Origin of the sequence: Moorena sp. SIO1F2 (assembly GCF_010672755.1) — a bacterium.
In the GTDB taxonomy this organism is placed as follows: domain Bacteria; phylum Cyanobacteriota; class Cyanobacteriia; order Cyanobacteriales; family Coleofasciculaceae; genus Moorena.
This window is the reverse complement of the sequence record NZ_JAAHFV010000169.1, coordinates 1-13,857: the sequence shown is the minus strand read 5'-3', so window position 1 is coordinate 13,857 and position 13,857 is coordinate 1. Positions and strand designations below refer to the sequence as shown.

Below are 13,857 nucleotides of genomic sequence, written 5' to 3'. Positions count from 1 at the left end.
AATGGGCTCTTTGATAAGCCGAATATATAAATGCTTAAAGGTAGACCTAATTACTCGAGGCATACCAAAATCAATCGGTGTCATAGTATCAGGTAGTTTCCAATCCCTCACTTGGATTTCTACAGGTCGATGGTAAGGAAAGTCAATCTCTGCTAAGTCTGGCAACAACCCTAGCCGTTTTTGAGCTGCTAGGGTAGGAACCAGAGCTGGCTCAACATTGAGAATTTCCACTATTGATCGGTCGAGAGCAAAGACATCCTCTGATGCTCCCAAGATCCCCAAATGTCTCGGTTCACCACCAATCGGACCATTCCCTTCCTGACCAATAATGCCATCAATGATAGTCAACTGCGGATTAATCGCCCGTGCTGTTTCCACCAGCATTTCCCCAAAGCGCGTCTCATCCTTACCCGCTTCCATATGCCACCAGGCTTTCATTTTTCCGGGAACACAGCCGAATAAATTTTTAACCCCCATGGTCAGGGTCAACTGCATGTGGGATTTTACCTTCGGTAGGTTAATCACCACATCCGCATTCATGGCCTCTTTAGACAAACGCAGATGATTAAAGGTTTCGCTAGCAGTTTCATAACCCTTGCCGTGGAATTCAACAATAGGGATATCAAGTTCTGCCATCATTGGCAGATAGCCGTTCGCCTTAGCCACACCCCTAGCACTCCCAAAGGCTGGGCTATCTCCGAAAAAGGGTTTACCCCCAGCTTCTTTGACTAGTTGAGCCACGCAGTAAACAATTTCAGGGCGAGTGATACATTCTTTACCAGGACGACCAGCAGTAAGTAAATTAGGTTTCAGCAGAACCGAATTACCTTTCTTAACAAAAGCACTCATCCCTCCCAAAGGTTCTAGCAGCCTTTCCAAGGAAGCTCGTAAGAGTTGTCTATTATAGGAATCAGCACGAATTAAACTAACAGTTTGCATAATTTAATAGTTTTGATGTCAGGGGAAAATGATCAATTGTGTATTGTTATACCAATTTCCTGTCAAAGATGTAAACTTATAGTACACTTGGAGATTGGAAATTTTTCAGATTGTTTCCCGCCTCCAACAGATAAGTGACAATTTTCAAGAAAATCTGGTATTATTCCTGGAGGAAGTTGCCTATCGTAGCAATTGTCTGTTGTATTATGAAAATCTTTTACCCTAGGGTGGCAGATTCTTCGCTACACATGTAGAATAAGAATACATAATACATCTACTGATTCTCCAATGTATCTACAGCTTGTCAGTTGCGTCTGCGGTCTTGTATCTAGGTTAAGCCTTAAATAATCACTCTAGGTCATGTTTAGGTTGAAAGCGTTATTCAATCGTTTCAGGGTGTATCAGTGAACGCATTTGTCCTACTCCAGGGTTTTAAGGACAGTACCTGGATACAGTAGTGCACTTACCAAACTTTTAAAGGATGTGGATTTTAACAAATTTATAATTCTCTAACTTCTCTAATCCTGAAGTGTTTACTCTCCTGAGGAAGAATGGTTCCTTGTGTCATTCCTTGGATGCTGGGAAGTGTATCTAATCTGTAACCAATAAACGTTTCCGTTGCCGAATTTAAGGCTAATTTTCAGGAAGATCGGAATTCTCTGTTGACGCTAAAAATACCTAGAACACTGGATAATACCGATGCTCTCTTGACTGAAAACCGATCTATGGCACGGGTTAATCGCCACTTAAGGCAAAAAAATTTCACATTCAGCCTACGTTGCCAGATTTTCCCTGGTTAAAACGTTTTGTACCAAGCAGGCTGAACAGAATAACATAATCAGTCAAACGAGGTGAACACACAAATGATTAAAGTACAGGCTCCTGATTCCATCCTATTTCCACAACCAGGCCTTGGCAAGGTAGAAAGTACCATTACCCCTACCAAGCCTGGGCGAGTCAAATTTAAAGCCACATACTGGCCCGCCCGGTTATGTGATCATGATTCCCAAGTTACCCTTGTGCCTGATGACCAAGTGACTGTGCTGGGCCGACACGGGATTACGTTGCTGGTGGTTCCTGCCGGCTATATTTCCCCTGGCAATTCACCAGAGGATGAACCGGGGGTTGAAGAAGCTAGTGAATCCCAGAGCTTGGGATTCACTCAAAAACTGAGCTCAGTCTTTTCCAAACTGTGGCGCTAGAGTTTAACTAACCGTAAGCTTATGCGCTACGCGCACGCTACTTGAGGTGCTATCAGCAGTCAGCTTACGCACTACTTGAAAAGCTTCGCTTTCGGTGAAACAGTTAATGTTCTCGTAGCCAGGATAAATAAACAAAGTTCAGACGTTATATGTAAGATATATAACGTCTGAATGTGGGATTTTTTTTCGTGGCCAAGCTTGCATCTAAAGCTTGCATCTTATGTTATTTCCGGATAATCACCATTAATCAAAATCTCCTCATCTCCCCATCTCCCCATCTCCCCATCTCCCCATCTCACCATCTGCATGCTTAGTCCTACTTTTAAGAATTGGTATAAGTGGGTCGGTTCTCTTGCACTGATCTAACCAAGGACAAATAACAGTTCAAGCTTAGTCAATCCATCGCATCTGGACAAAATGGGCTGGACGTCCCCAGATATCAGATGTTTCCCTAATGTCTACAATCGCCAGGTTAAAAGGAATGGCAGTAGTTAAGTACCGTTGTGCTAAGTTGCCCAAATCAGGTGTTAGTTGAGTAGCAGCCACCGCTGCAAAGCCAAGACCCAACAGTTGTTCAATCGGTCCTCGCGGCAGTAACAGATGAACAGCCAACCCTAGTCCAGCACCTAAAAACACTGCTACTGAGAGATTCGTGCCGCACCGGGGGTGGATAGCCATATCCCATTCTCCCCGAGTCAGTCGCTCTAGGGCAGTGGGTACTGCTCGTCTCAAGTCAGCCAAATTTACCTGACCATAGAGATAAAATCCTTGGTCAGTTGATAGTCCTCCTATAGCATTATTATCTGATGGAGGAGTGGTTGGGGTTGCACCAGCACCACTAGCACCATAGCGTTCACTTAGAACCCAGACAGTAGCGTGTTCTAGAGCATGAACCTGACGCAGCATGAGAATGTCTTTTAACCCTGGAACGAAATTCAGCTGCCTAAGCAAATCCGTATCCTGTGTCGGTTGAGGGGCTGTAAAATCAAAGTCCCAAAAGTTACTGGTGTTTACGGAAGCAGAATTACTCATGGCAGCAAAAAAGCAAAAGCAGGTTAATTAATATCAGACACTTTCACTGTAGCATTGTGTCCGATTGAATACTTAAAATTCCTAAGTATTCAGCTGACTGCTTAATAATGATAGCTGAATGCTTAGAAAACTTAATCATTCTTAGTTGTTCGTAAATTAACCATTAAAAATTAACAATTAACCATTAACAATAAATATAGCTCCTCGCTGTTCTAGCTCAGGTTTAATTTTATCGGGCAAAACCGTATTGTACCAAAATTGAGCACCTTGGACATTGACTTTCTGAAGATTGCTATCAAATAGGTTAGTACCCATCAAATTTGTCTAACTCAAGTCAGCATTAGTCAGATCGACGTGACGCAGTTGAGCATAACTGAGTTCACTACCACTGAGGTCTCCATAACTCAACTGAGCATGACTTAATTGAGCATAGCTAAGGTTAGTCTTCCTCACTTAGTTTGGCATTTTGCAGACTAGCACCACTGAGATTAGCATCGCTCAAATCAGCATTTTGTAAGTCAGCATGAAGCAGATTACTCTCGTTCAAACTGGCATTGCTGAGATTGCTTGCTGTAAATTAGTACGACGTAAATCAGCACCGCTTAGGTTGGTAAGTAGTCGGACAAAAGTAAAATTAACTGTTGAAATAGGGAGCAGGGACTGAGGCCGTGGGCCACGCGGGGCGCGTTCGGAGCTGGGAGCTGGGAGCAGAGGGGCTTTTGGCAACTTTACAGAAGTTAATACAGCGATGCAGCAAGGGAACAGGGGGTTTCCCCCACTCGCTATTGCATCAAGAAGTGAGGTTTATTTTTGTCCAGGTACTTAGTTATGCAAACCGCCGTAAATGTATTGGCAAAGACTTGATAATCGTTGTGTAAAATAATTTCCAATAACGCTTTATTTTCCTCTAGGTTTGCCGTCATTTTACAAAATCAAATTTGCTTAAATTCCAACAAAACGGTTTATGGATAATTTACCTTTACCCCCTTTTAAAAAAACTGATATATGACTTCTTTATAACGCTGAATTCTTTACGGTTTCGGGAGTTCATCTTCAGTAAAACATCATGATTAATATCCTCATGTTCGGTGGTATTATTGGGGTGATTATTGTTGTTATTTGAGATGCTCTCTACCATAGATACAAATTACTTTATTAATAGTATATAGAGATTTGAATTTGAACAGCAAGTTGAGACCAACAAGCGACTCCTAAAAAACGTAAAATTGAGAGCAATGACTTTAGCCAATGAGGAATGTAATTTGCCCGGGTGGTCATTACTAGCTATAACCATAAGGAGAGTACTGTGGAAGTTAATGTAAATTGTGCCCAAGACTGCATCAACGGTTGTATCTTAGGTGACAAATGCCCCAATCAACAATACGTTGCTGAGGCATCCCAGTTCATTAACGGTACTTCATTGGACAAAATGTTGGAGTTGGCAGAGGAAGCACGGCTCAAGAAACTATCTCAACCCCCTAAATGGGTGATTCCCGACTTTCCTGAGTAGGAAACTCTCACCCCTAAGCCAAAAGCGCCTGATTCTATGGGAACCTAAGAGAATAAATACAAAAACCTACTATTTTCGCTACGCCAAGCAACTAACAGGTTATGCAAACTCTAAGTACACCTCAAAGGGCTAGTACACTACCAGCTTTCGATACTACTATCCACCGCCGTCAAACCCGCCCTGTCAGAGTGGCTAATGTCACTATTGGCGGGGGATACCCGGTGGTGGTGCAATCGATGATTAATGAAGATACCTTAGATATCAATGGTTCCGTTGCTGCTATTCGCCGCTTGCACGAGATTGGTTGCGAGATTGTCCGTGTCACTGTACCGAGTATGGCACATGCTAAGGCTCTAGCCCAAATCAAAGAGAAACTAGCAGCGACCTATCAAGCGGTGCCTCTAGTAGCTGATGTCCATCACAATGGCATGAAAATTGCTCTGGAAGTTGCCAAGCATGTGGATAAGGTACGGATTAATCCAGGATTGTATGTCTTTGAAAAGCCCAAAGCCAATCGCAGTGAATACACTGAAGCTGAATTTGAGGAAATTGGGGAAAAAATTCGGGAAACCCTAGAACCCCTGGTCATTTCCCTCCGTGACCAAGGTAAAGCTATGCGCATCGGAGTCAATCACGGTTCCCTAGCGGAACGGATGCTGTTTACCTACGGTGATACCCCGGAAGGGATGGTGGAATCTGCTCTGGAATTTATTCGTATCTGTGAATCCTTAGATTTCCGCAATTTGGTGATCTCCCTCAAAGCTTCACGGGTACCTGTGATGCTAGCCGCCTATCGCTTAATGGTAAGGCGGATGAATCAGTTGGGGATGGATTACCCGTTGCATTTGGGTGTTACTGAAGCTGGGGATGGGGAATATGGACGGATTAAGTCTACGGCTGGTATTGCTACTCTGCTAGCTGAGGGGATTGGTGATACGATTCGTGTCTCCCTTACGGAAGCCCCAGAAAAAGAGATTCCTGTTTGCTACAGTATTCTGCAAGCTCTGGGATTGCGGAAAACTATGGTGGAGTATGTGGCTTGTCCGTCCTGTGGTCGTACTTTATTTAATTTAGAGGAGGTGCTGCATAAGGTACGGGAAGCTACTAAACATCTCGCTGGCTTAGATATTGCTGTGATGGGGTGTATTGTTAATGGTCCTGGGGAAATGGCTGATGCTGACTATGGTTATGTCGGTAAGCAAGCTGGCTATATTTCTCTGTATCGCGGTAAGGAGGAAATTAAAAAGGTACCTGAAGATCAAGGAGTAGAGGAGTTGATTAATTTAATTAAAGCTGATGGTCGCTGGGTAGATCCTTAATAATTTTTGAATAAAAACTATAAAAAACTATCACTTTGTGGGCGCAAGCCTTGCGCCCTTACAATTTATTTGTGTTCCACTCATGATCACAAGTCCTATAAATTGACAATTAGCAATTAACCTCCTCATCACTCGATCAGTTGATTGATCATGGATTTACGTAGTTTTAGAATTACTTGACCGATGCTGTCACAAGCCCTAGAGCAATGGCGAGAATCATGCATCTGACTCATCACCTAACTCTTTGAGTCTAGCTAGCAATTCCTCTACCCGCTTTTCGGCAAGTTCTCTTTGTTGCCGTTCAGCTTGAACTTGTTGTTGAGCAGCTTGAGCTCTCTCGTCTGGTGTTGGTACCAATTGCTGATCTCCACTGAAAAACCGTAGCTGGGAATTATGCACACCTAAAAATAATTCCAACTGCTGACTCCACAGCCACCCCTGAGTATTAGGGTCGAGGGGTTGATACTGGCCTCCCATCAGGCGAAATCCCTGGAAATCGAGGGTATCGGGGTGAAACCAGAAATATTCTGGTGTCCTGAAAGTATCTTGGTAGAGGATTTTCTTTAATCCCTTGTCAACTTTAGCTGTACTGTTAGAGAGCAGTTCAATAATCACATTGGGATATTTTCCTTGTTCTGCCCATACTACCCAACTTTTGCGGGGTCGATTTTCCGTACCGAGTACTACAAAAAAGTCGGGTCCTCTAAAGTCTCTGGTGGTAATATGCTCAGGAGTGAAATAGATAGTGAGATTCCCAGTAGCATAGAAGTCGCTTCGTTCTCGCCACCACCACTTCAGGCAAGCGAGTAACAGCTCAATTTGATCTCGATGGCGATCGCTTTCCAAGGGGGGTTCATCACTCCATAAATCACATGGTGGAATGATAATACTTTCTGACTCAGCCATTACATTGACTTCCACAGTGGCTTCTGAATTCGTGACTACTCCCACATCAAATCAAAGATTATGATGTGGGCTTCTCAACCTCACGAATGAGACTTGCTGCTCCTCGGCGGATGCCTCCGCTACGCGAACGATATCCTGTACCGATTTACCACAGCCATTAAGCGGCAGTCCAACCGCCAATAGTCCACGATTTAAAATGTTGATACCACTGTTCCAGTCGCGGTCAATTTTAACTTTACAACTAGAACAATAATGAATGCGCTCACTTAAAGTTTTTTCGACCCTAGAACCACAACTAAAACACTCGATACTTGTGCCACGTGGGTTAACTTCCTGAACTAACAAACCGCGTTTAACCGCCACTGCTTGCAATATTTCCAAGAATGCTCCCCAGGCCGCATCATGTATTGATTTTGCTAAATTAGTTCTAGCGAGTCCTTTGATATTTAAATTTTCGTGAGCAATTAAGTCATACTTACTGCACAGCCAATGAGCAACCTGATAATGAAATTCTTTTCGGCAACGGCTTAAATGAAGGTGCATCAAAGCTACTTTATGTTTAGCTTTTTTCCAGTTTTTAGAACCCTTGATACGGCGCGACATTACTTTTTGAGCTTGAGCAAGTTTGTCCTGAGCTTTTCTGTAAAACTGCGGGATAGGCACTGCTTCGCCGTCAGATGTCGTCAAGAATTTCTCCAGGCCAACATCAATACCAACGGCAGAATTGACTGAATCTACAGGTAGCAGTTCAGGTACGGTATCATCTTTCATCGAAATACAACAATACCAACCATCAGCTTTTTTGACGATAGTGCATTGCTTGAGTACAAAACCCACGCCCTTCGGGCAAGCTTCGCTAACAGGTAATGGCCGATGCATTACCACAGGTATTGACCCAATTCGACTTAGTTTTAAAACACCGTCAACTAGGTGCGCTCCCGCTTTGGTATTGTTAACCCTGGGGAATACAAATGACCGGAGATCTCCGGGCTTTTTGAAGCGAGGTCTTCCACCACGCTTACCACTGGCGTCTGGTTTTCGCCATTTCTCCCAGGCTTTGTTAAGCCGCTGTAGGTTAACCTGTTGCGTCTCTGCGTAAATTTGTTTGTACTCAGGGAACAACCGCTTAGTTTCCTTGAGAGCAGATTGCTGGGTGTAGTAGTTGACCGGGTGAGGAATTTCACCAATCGGCTCATAAAGTAAGCTACATCTATCAACTGGTGAACGAGTCCTGTTGAGCCAATCAAGCCTTTGCCCTAGAGCATAGTTCCAGTGACGGCGCAACAGTTCTAGCCATCTATCCATCGTGGCTATCTGTTCGTCACTAGGCTTGATTCTGTAGCAGTAGGTTAATATCACTGTGCTATTGTACCACTTACGATCGCGTTCGCGCAGCGTCGGCTCTGCCGAAAGCGTGGCCAGAGGCCAATCGCTTTTAGCGGAAGCTGAGGCCTTTGGCCACGCTTCGCGAACGCTTCATCGCGTTCGCGCAGCGTCGGCTCTGCCGAAAGCGTGGCCAGAGGCCAATCTGTTGAGAACTTCAAGACGCTGTCGGGCAATTCACCGGAGACGAAACCTGATTACGTTGAGCGATAGGCGCGACAGTCTGTGAGTCATAAGTTTAAGTTATATGAAATAAGGCGAGCCTGTCTTACGGTAACTTCTAACCCGTTAAATCGGAGATTATAACGGGAGACCCCTTGCCCGTTTAAGTTGGCAAGGGTCATAGCACTCACAGGCAAAATCGCTACCTCTAGTTTGACAGCTTTACTGGAAATGGTTAACTTAACCGTTGACTGTCAACGGTCAACGCTCAACGGTAAACAAATCAGGTTTGTTGGGTAAAAGCTGGGTGCTTTGTAAAAGCTGGATAAATAACTAGGGAATAATTTGGCAAGCAAGCATATAATAGTCAGGATCTAATAACGTTTATGTCACCACAGAGCAACCACTATGCCCCGCCGCGATGATATTCACAAAATCTTGCTCCTTGGTTCTGGTCCGATTGTGATTGGACAAGCCTGTGAATTTGACTATTCCGGGACTCAGGCTTGTAAAGCACTCCGGGAAGAAGGCTATGAAGTGGTACTGGTAAACTCTAATCCAGCTAGTATCATGACTGACCCGGAAACGGCTGACCGTACCTACATCGAGCCCCTAACTCCAGAAATCGTCGAGAAGGTGATCGAAAAAGAGCAACCATGTGCTTTACTGCCAACCATGGGGGGTCAGACGGCTCTGAATATTGCGGTTGACCTAGCTAAGAATGGGGTGTTGGAAAAGCATGGAGTGGAGCTAATTGGGGCAAAGCTAGAGGCGATAGAAAAGGCTGAAGACCGCCAGTTGTTCAAGGAAGCAATGGAAAGGATTGGGGTAGGAGTCTGTCCTTCGGGAATTGCGAATAATCTCAAAGAGGCTAAAGCGATCGCACAAGAAATCGGCTCTTACCCGCTGATTATTCGCCCGGCTTTTACCCTGGGGGGTAGTGGTGGTGGCATTGCCTATAACAAAGAAGAATACGAAACCATGGCTCAGGGGGGTTTGGATGCTTCGCCAGTGTCTCAAATCCTGGTGGAAAAGTCTTTGTTGGGCTGGAAGGAGTATGAGTTAGAGGTGATGCGAGATTTGGCAGATAATGTAGTAATTATCTGCTCCATTGAAAATGTTGACCCGATGGGGATTCATACTGGGGACTCGATTACTGTTGCTCCCGCTCAAACCCTGACGGATAAGGAATACCAACGGTTGCGGGATTACTCGATTAAAATTATTCGGGAGATTGGGGTTGAAACCGGAGGGTCAAATATTCAGTTTGCTGTCAATCCCCTCAATGGCCAAGTCATTATAATTGAGATGAATCCTCGGGTTTCTCGCAGTTCTGCCCTAGCCTCGAAAGCAACAGGGTTCCCGATTGCTAAGTTTGCTGCTAAATTAGCCGTGGGGTATACCCTCGATGAAATTCCCAACGATATTACTAAACAAACTCCTGCTTCCTTTGAACCAACTATTGACTATGTGGTAACTAAGGTACCCCGGTTTGCCTTTGAGAAGTTTCCCGGTAGTAAACCAATCCTGACTACTCAGATGAAGTCAGTGGGAGAAGCGATGGCGATTGGACGGACCTTTCTCGAATCGTTTCAGAAAGCGTTGCGCTCCCTGGAAACTGGACGCTTTGGGTGGGGATGCGATCGCAAAGAGAAGCTGCCATCTCTCGAACAAGTGCGCTATGGTTTACGAACCCCGAATCCAGAACGTATCTTCACGGTGGGTCATGGTTTGATGCTAGGGATGACCCTAGAAGAAGTACAGGAACTCACAGGAATTGACCCCTGGTTTTTGGATAAATTGGCGGAGTTGCTGGAAACGTCAAAATTCCTCAAACGTAACCCATTGCAGACCTTGAACAAAGAGCAGTTATGGGCAGTCAAACGTCAGGGATTTAGCGATCACCAAATTGCTTTTGCTACCAAGACCTCGGAAGATGAGGTGCGTGAATACCGTAAGCATCTAGGAGTAGTACCAGCATATAAGCTAGTAGATACCTGTGCAGCAGAGTTTGAGGCATTTACACCTTATTATTACTCCACTTATGAGGAAGAGTCGGAAGTGATACCTTCGGATCGGCGGAAGGTGATGATTTTAGGTGGGGGACCAAACCGGATTGGTCAGGGAATTGAGTTTGACTATTGCTGTTGTCATGCATCTTATGCTCTGAGTAAGCAGGGGTTTGAGACAATCATGGTCAACTCCAACCCAGAGACAGTTTCTACAGATTATGATACAAGCGATCGCTTATATTTTGAGCCCCTGACCAAAGAGGATGTACTCAATATTATTGAGGCGGAAAATCCGGAAGGGATTATTGTTCAATTTGGGGGACAGACACCGCTTAAGTTAGCAGTGCCGTTGCAAGAAGCCTTGAAGGTTAGCAGGTTGAAGGTTGGCAACCAACAACTGGTAACCCAAATTTGGGGAACTTCTCCCGACTCAATCGACGTAGCTGAGGATCGGGAGCGGTTTGAGAAGATTTTGCGGAAGTTAGATATTAAGCAGCCACCCAATGGAATTGCTCGCAGTTATGGGGAAGCACTAGAGGTGGCGAAACGGATTAGTTATCCAGTGGTGGTGCGTCCGTCTTATGTGTTGGGGGGACGGGCTATGGAAATTGTCTATTCCGATGAGGATTTGAAACGCTACATGAAGTTTGCGGTGCAGGTGGAACCAGAGCATCCGATTCTGATTGATAAGTTTTTAGAGAATGCTGTAGAGGTAGATGTGGATGCGATCGCAGATGAGACTGGTCGGGTAGTGATTGGTGGCATCATGGAACACATCGAACAGGCGGGGATTCACTCCGGAGACTCTGCTTGTTCTTTACCCCACACCTCTCTAACACCCGTTGCTTTGGAAACTATTCGCACTTGGACCTACCAGCTGGCCAAAGCCCTGAAGGTGGTGGGGTTGATGAATATTCAATTTGCGGTGCAGGGGGAAACCGTTTACATTCTCGAAGCCAATCCCAGAGCATCCCGAACAGTTCCCTATGTCTCCAAGGCAACAGGGGTACCCCTGGCCGGGTTAGCATCTCGGATTATGTCCGGTGAGACCTTGGAATCCCTTGGGTTAACTGAAGAAGCTAGCCCTAAGCACATTGCAGTCAAAGAAGCAGTATTGCCCTTTGAGAAATTTCCTGGTACAGACACCCTCCTCGGACCAGAAATGCGTTCTACTGGGGAAGTAATGGGGATTGACACAGATTTTGGTAAGGCATTTGCCAAAGCAGAATTAGCAGCTGGTCAGCGTTTACCCCTGTCTGGTACAGTGTTCGTTTCCACCAATCACCGAGACAAGCAAAATGTAGTACCAGTGGCGAAAGACTTAATCGAGTTGGGATTCGAGCTAGTGGCAACGGATGGCACTCGCAAGGTGCTGCAAGAGCATGGACTGGATGTGGAGTTGGTGTTAAAACTCCATGAAGGACGTCCCCATGTCTTGGATTGGATTAAGAATCAAAAGATTCAGCTAATTATTAATACCCCTTCTGGAGAAGATGCCTATGCCGATGGGCGGTTAATTCGCCGAACAGCATTAGGCTATAAAATTCCGATTGTGACTACAATTGCTAGTGCTAAAGCAACAGCAGCAGCAATTCGTTCACTACAGTCCCAACCACTGGGAGTAAAAGCTCTACAGGACTATATCACGAATTAGCTTTTGCTCTCACAGCCGTAGGGTGTGTTAGGGACGGGCTCGCCCTAATTTTCTCGGTAGCCAGTGTTAGGATAGCCCGTCCCGTAACGCACCGCCAGGGTTTGGACTACATCTTTACCACTACCATTCTCCTGAAACCTTCTGTTCCCTGTTCCCTGTTCCCTGTTCCCTATAGCTGAAACCCTTGATTTTTGGTTTAACTGGGTAAGTCCCACTAATTTTCCCAATCTTGGCTAGTATCACACAAAAAAGTATCCTGAATCACCTCATCAAAGGAATAAAGACAAGCTTCTGGGAAGGTTCGTATTGGTAAATTAGTTTCCCGCAAAGCCAAATCAATACCTGCTTCATAGCCATCGATCATTGCTTCCGACCGGCGAGACTTTAAGCTCGGATTTTGCCGTAAATGTCGTTTAATTGCCCGACGTTCTTCTCTAATACTCAAAAACCAACTGCGGCTACGATTCTCTGGTTGATACTGCCACTTCAGCAGATGACCAAGCAAAACGCAAAGGCGACTTACCAATTCCCGATATTCCTGTCTTCCCAAAGCTTGAATTTCTTCCTCGAGATGCTGCCAATCAAGCTTAGAAAATTGCTTGTGCTTCAGTGCTTGAGCCTGCTGCTGAGTCCAAGCATAGAAGTCTTGGTCGTATAGGGAAGGTTTATCCATAAACTTGAAAAAGTTATTACAGTTTTTTACATTAACCAAAATACCTATATAGTTTGTTTTATCTTTCCTTTTGCCTTTTGCCTCTTGCCTAAAGTAGTATGTTCATACATTCCAATTAAAATACTACTAGCTGGGACAATCTTATCCATTATAAACCTTTATCAACCTTACACTATCCCTCTGTCCAACCCTCAATCGTTGCTATCAAAATATTCACAAGGGGGTGCTCTATAGCTTCTTTGAACGCATCAATTCCTTCAGCTTCCAAGGCATTTATTACTTTAGCTTTCAGGGTAGGATTACTATTGATTTGTTCAGCGACCTTAGCTACAACTGTTAATTTTTCAATTTCGGTTGTGGTTGCGTTGGTTTGTGAGAGTTGGTTTAGGAGTTGCTGAATCTCTGCTGCTGCCTCTGCCAAATTTTGTTTTTGGACTGGGGCATAGTAGTGATGAGTGCCAACCATTTGGCTGTCATTGACTGTTTACGCGTCACCAAAACCGATTGAATAATTGCTCTGATCTATATTGAATGTACCCTCTTCTGATATGGGTGGACTATCTACTGTGTTTGTGATATAAATATCATTATTCATAGGTTTGCTAGCCATAACCTTGATGATTTCTTTTAGATCCGCACTTTGATGACGATAAATTTGTATTTGTTCATCCTTAGCCTTTAATTCAGCTAGATATTTTTCCTGTAATATTTGAAGTGATAACTCATAATTATGGATGAAATTATTGTGAATTTCTGCTTTGTTGAATTCCCTAGGTATGTTGATGCGAATCACGATCGTACCATCTCCCTTATTCTCAATAGATTGAATTGCTAACTCCTGTGCCCCGCTTTCAACTTTTAGCTTCTGGAATGAGGGAACAAATGCCTGCCAGTTAACTCCATGAATGAAAATCAAATCAAGCGTTTCTAAAGCCTTTTGAAATAACTTACTAAATTCTCCTGGAGCAAAGTTACCGCTATGGGGACGGCGCTCTTGTTTATGTACAATCAGCCTCTAGCTACTCTAGTCCCTAGTAAGGCTCTACAATCTCAGGAATCCCCTGG

General features: G+C 44.5%; 16 protein-coding genes. 5 read left to right on the top strand and 11 right to left on the bottom strand.

Annotated features, from left to right (window positions below):
* Window positions 1–939, bottom strand: a 939-nt coding sequence (locus tag F6J94_RS19475; protein ID WP_293043482.1) for a DUF362 domain-containing protein, incomplete at its 3' end; no start/stop codon positions are given.
* An 863-nt stretch (window positions 940–1,802) separates the two neighbouring features.
* Here F6J94_RS19475 and F6J94_RS19470 point away from each other — a divergent pair.
* A complete protein-coding gene (locus F6J94_RS19470; RefSeq protein ID WP_293019074.1) occupies window positions 1,803–2,141 on the top strand; it encodes an NfeD family protein in 339 nt (112 codons plus the stop codon).
* A 390-nt stretch (window positions 2,142–2,531) separates the two neighbouring features.
* On the opposite strand, the gene F6J94_RS19465 is transcribed toward F6J94_RS19470, so the two are convergent.
* The 4 genes from F6J94_RS19465 to F6J94_RS19450 all read right to left on the bottom strand — a co-directional run bounded on the left by F6J94_RS19465 (window position 2,532) and on the right by F6J94_RS19450 (window position 3,720).
* Window positions 2,532–3,173 carry a DUF6391 domain-containing protein gene (locus F6J94_RS19465; RefSeq protein WP_293019073.1) on the bottom strand — a complete coding sequence of 214 codons (642 nt, stop codon included), beginning with the start codon at window positions 3,171–3,173 and terminating at the stop codon, window positions 2,532–2,534.
* 177 nt (window positions 3,174–3,350) lie between these two features.
* Window positions 3,351–3,488, bottom strand: coding sequence for a hypothetical protein (locus F6J94_RS19460; protein ID WP_293043480.1), 138 nt, complete (start codon window positions 3,486–3,488; stop codon window positions 3,351–3,353).
* 9 nt (window positions 3,489–3,497) lie between these two features.
* Window positions 3,498–3,626: a pentapeptide repeat-containing protein gene (locus tag F6J94_RS19455; RefSeq protein ID WP_081431320.1), complete on the bottom strand. Its 129-nt coding sequence runs from the start codon at window positions 3,624–3,626 to the stop codon at window positions 3,498–3,500.
* On the bottom strand, window positions 3,613–3,720 hold the full coding sequence (locus F6J94_RS19450; RefSeq protein ID WP_081431319.1) for a pentapeptide repeat-containing protein: 108 nt from the start codon (window positions 3,718–3,720) through the stop codon (window positions 3,613–3,615). The genes F6J94_RS19455 and F6J94_RS19450 overlap by 14 nt, the downstream gene beginning before the upstream one ends.
* A gap of 759 nt (window positions 3,721–4,479) precedes the next feature.
* On the opposite strand from F6J94_RS19450, the gene F6J94_RS19445 reads away from it, so the two are divergent.
* A complete protein-coding gene (locus F6J94_RS19445) occupies window positions 4,480–4,683 on the top strand; it encodes a hypothetical protein (protein WP_075906439.1) in 204 nt (67 codons plus the stop codon).
* 101 nt (window positions 4,684–4,784) lie between these two features.
* Window positions 4,785–6,002, top strand: coding sequence for a (E)-4-hydroxy-3-methylbut-2-enyl-diphosphate synthase (gene ispG, locus F6J94_RS19440; RefSeq protein ID WP_293043478.1), 1,218 nt, complete (start codon window positions 4,785–4,787; stop codon window positions 6,000–6,002).
* A 216-nt stretch (window positions 6,003–6,218) separates the two neighbouring features.
* Here ispG and F6J94_RS19435 read toward each other — a convergent pair whose 3' ends face one another.
* A complete protein-coding gene (locus F6J94_RS19435) occupies window positions 6,219–6,908 on the bottom strand; it encodes a Uma2 family endonuclease (RefSeq protein ID WP_293043484.1) in 690 nt (229 codons plus the stop codon).
* Between the two features lie 51 nt (window positions 6,909–6,959).
* On the bottom strand, window positions 6,960–8,267 hold the full coding sequence (locus F6J94_RS19430) for a transposase (protein WP_293019068.1): 1,308 nt from the start codon (window positions 8,265–8,267) through the stop codon (window positions 6,960–6,962).
* A gap of 1 nt (window position 8,268) precedes the next feature.
* Here F6J94_RS19430 and F6J94_RS19425 point away from each other — a divergent pair, with 1 nt between their 5' ends.
* On the top strand, window positions 8,269–8,520 hold the full coding sequence (locus F6J94_RS19425) for a hypothetical protein (protein WP_293019067.1): 252 nt from the start codon (window positions 8,269–8,271) through the stop codon (window positions 8,518–8,520).
* A gap of 341 nt (window positions 8,521–8,861) precedes the next feature.
* Window positions 8,862–12,119: a carbamoyl-phosphate synthase large subunit gene (gene carB, locus F6J94_RS19420; protein ID WP_293043476.1), complete on the top strand. Its 3,258-nt coding sequence runs from the start codon at window positions 8,862–8,864 to the stop codon at window positions 12,117–12,119.
* Between the two features lie 44 nt (window positions 12,120–12,163).
* Here carB and F6J94_RS19415 read toward each other — a convergent pair whose 3' ends face one another.
* From F6J94_RS19415 to F6J94_RS19400, 4 genes are all read right to left on the bottom strand, one after another.
* Window positions 12,164–12,334, bottom strand: a complete 171-nt coding sequence (locus F6J94_RS19415) for a hypothetical protein (protein WP_293043474.1) — start codon at window positions 12,332–12,334, stop codon at window positions 12,164–12,166.
* Window positions 12,334–12,792: a DUF29 domain-containing protein gene (locus tag F6J94_RS19410; RefSeq protein ID WP_293043472.1), complete on the bottom strand. Its 459-nt coding sequence runs from the start codon at window positions 12,790–12,792 to the stop codon at window positions 12,334–12,336. Before F6J94_RS19410 ends, F6J94_RS19415 begins: the two co-directional genes overlap by 1 nt.
* Before the next feature lie 172 nt (window positions 12,793–12,964).
* A complete protein-coding gene (locus tag F6J94_RS19405; protein ID WP_293043470.1) occupies window positions 12,965–13,258 on the bottom strand; it encodes a hypothetical protein in 294 nt (97 codons plus the stop codon).
* 18 nt (window positions 13,259–13,276) lie between these two features.
* Window positions 13,277–13,708 carry a hypothetical protein gene (locus F6J94_RS19400; RefSeq protein WP_293043468.1) on the bottom strand — a complete coding sequence of 144 codons (432 nt, stop codon included), beginning with the start codon at window positions 13,706–13,708 and terminating at the stop codon, window positions 13,277–13,279.
* Window positions 13,709–13,857: the final 149 nt, after the last annotated feature.

What these genes read in the sequence shown, in the direction of transcription:
- F6J94_RS19470 (WP_293019074.1), top strand. Translation starts at nt 1,803, where the DNA reads ATGATTAAAGTACAGGCTCCTGATTCCATCCTATTTCCACAACCAGGC.
- F6J94_RS19465 (WP_293019073.1), bottom strand. Translation starts at nt 3,173, where the DNA reads ATGAGTAATTCTGCTTCCGTAAACACCAGTAACTTTTGGGACTTTGAT.
- F6J94_RS19460 (WP_293043480.1), bottom strand. Translation starts at nt 3,488, where the DNA reads ATGGGTACTAACCTATTTGATAGCAATCTTCAGAAAGTCAATGTCCAA.
- ispG (WP_293043478.1), top strand. Translation starts at nt 4,785, where the DNA reads ATGCAAACTCTAAGTACACCTCAAAGGGCTAGTACACTACCAGCTTTC.
- F6J94_RS19435 (WP_293043484.1), bottom strand. Translation starts at nt 6,908, where the DNA reads ATGGCTGAGTCAGAAAGTATTATCATTCCACCATGTGATTTATGGAGT.
- carB (WP_293043476.1), top strand. Translation starts at nt 8,862, where the DNA reads ATGCCCCGCCGCGATGATATTCACAAAATCTTGCTCCTTGGTTCTGGT.
- F6J94_RS19410 (WP_293043472.1), bottom strand. Translation starts at nt 12,792, where the DNA reads ATGGATAAACCTTCCCTATACGACCAAGACTTCTATGCTTGGACTCAG.
- F6J94_RS19405 (WP_293043470.1), bottom strand. Translation starts at nt 13,258, where the DNA reads ATGGTTGGCACTCATCACTACTATGCCCCAGTCCAAAAACAAAATTTG.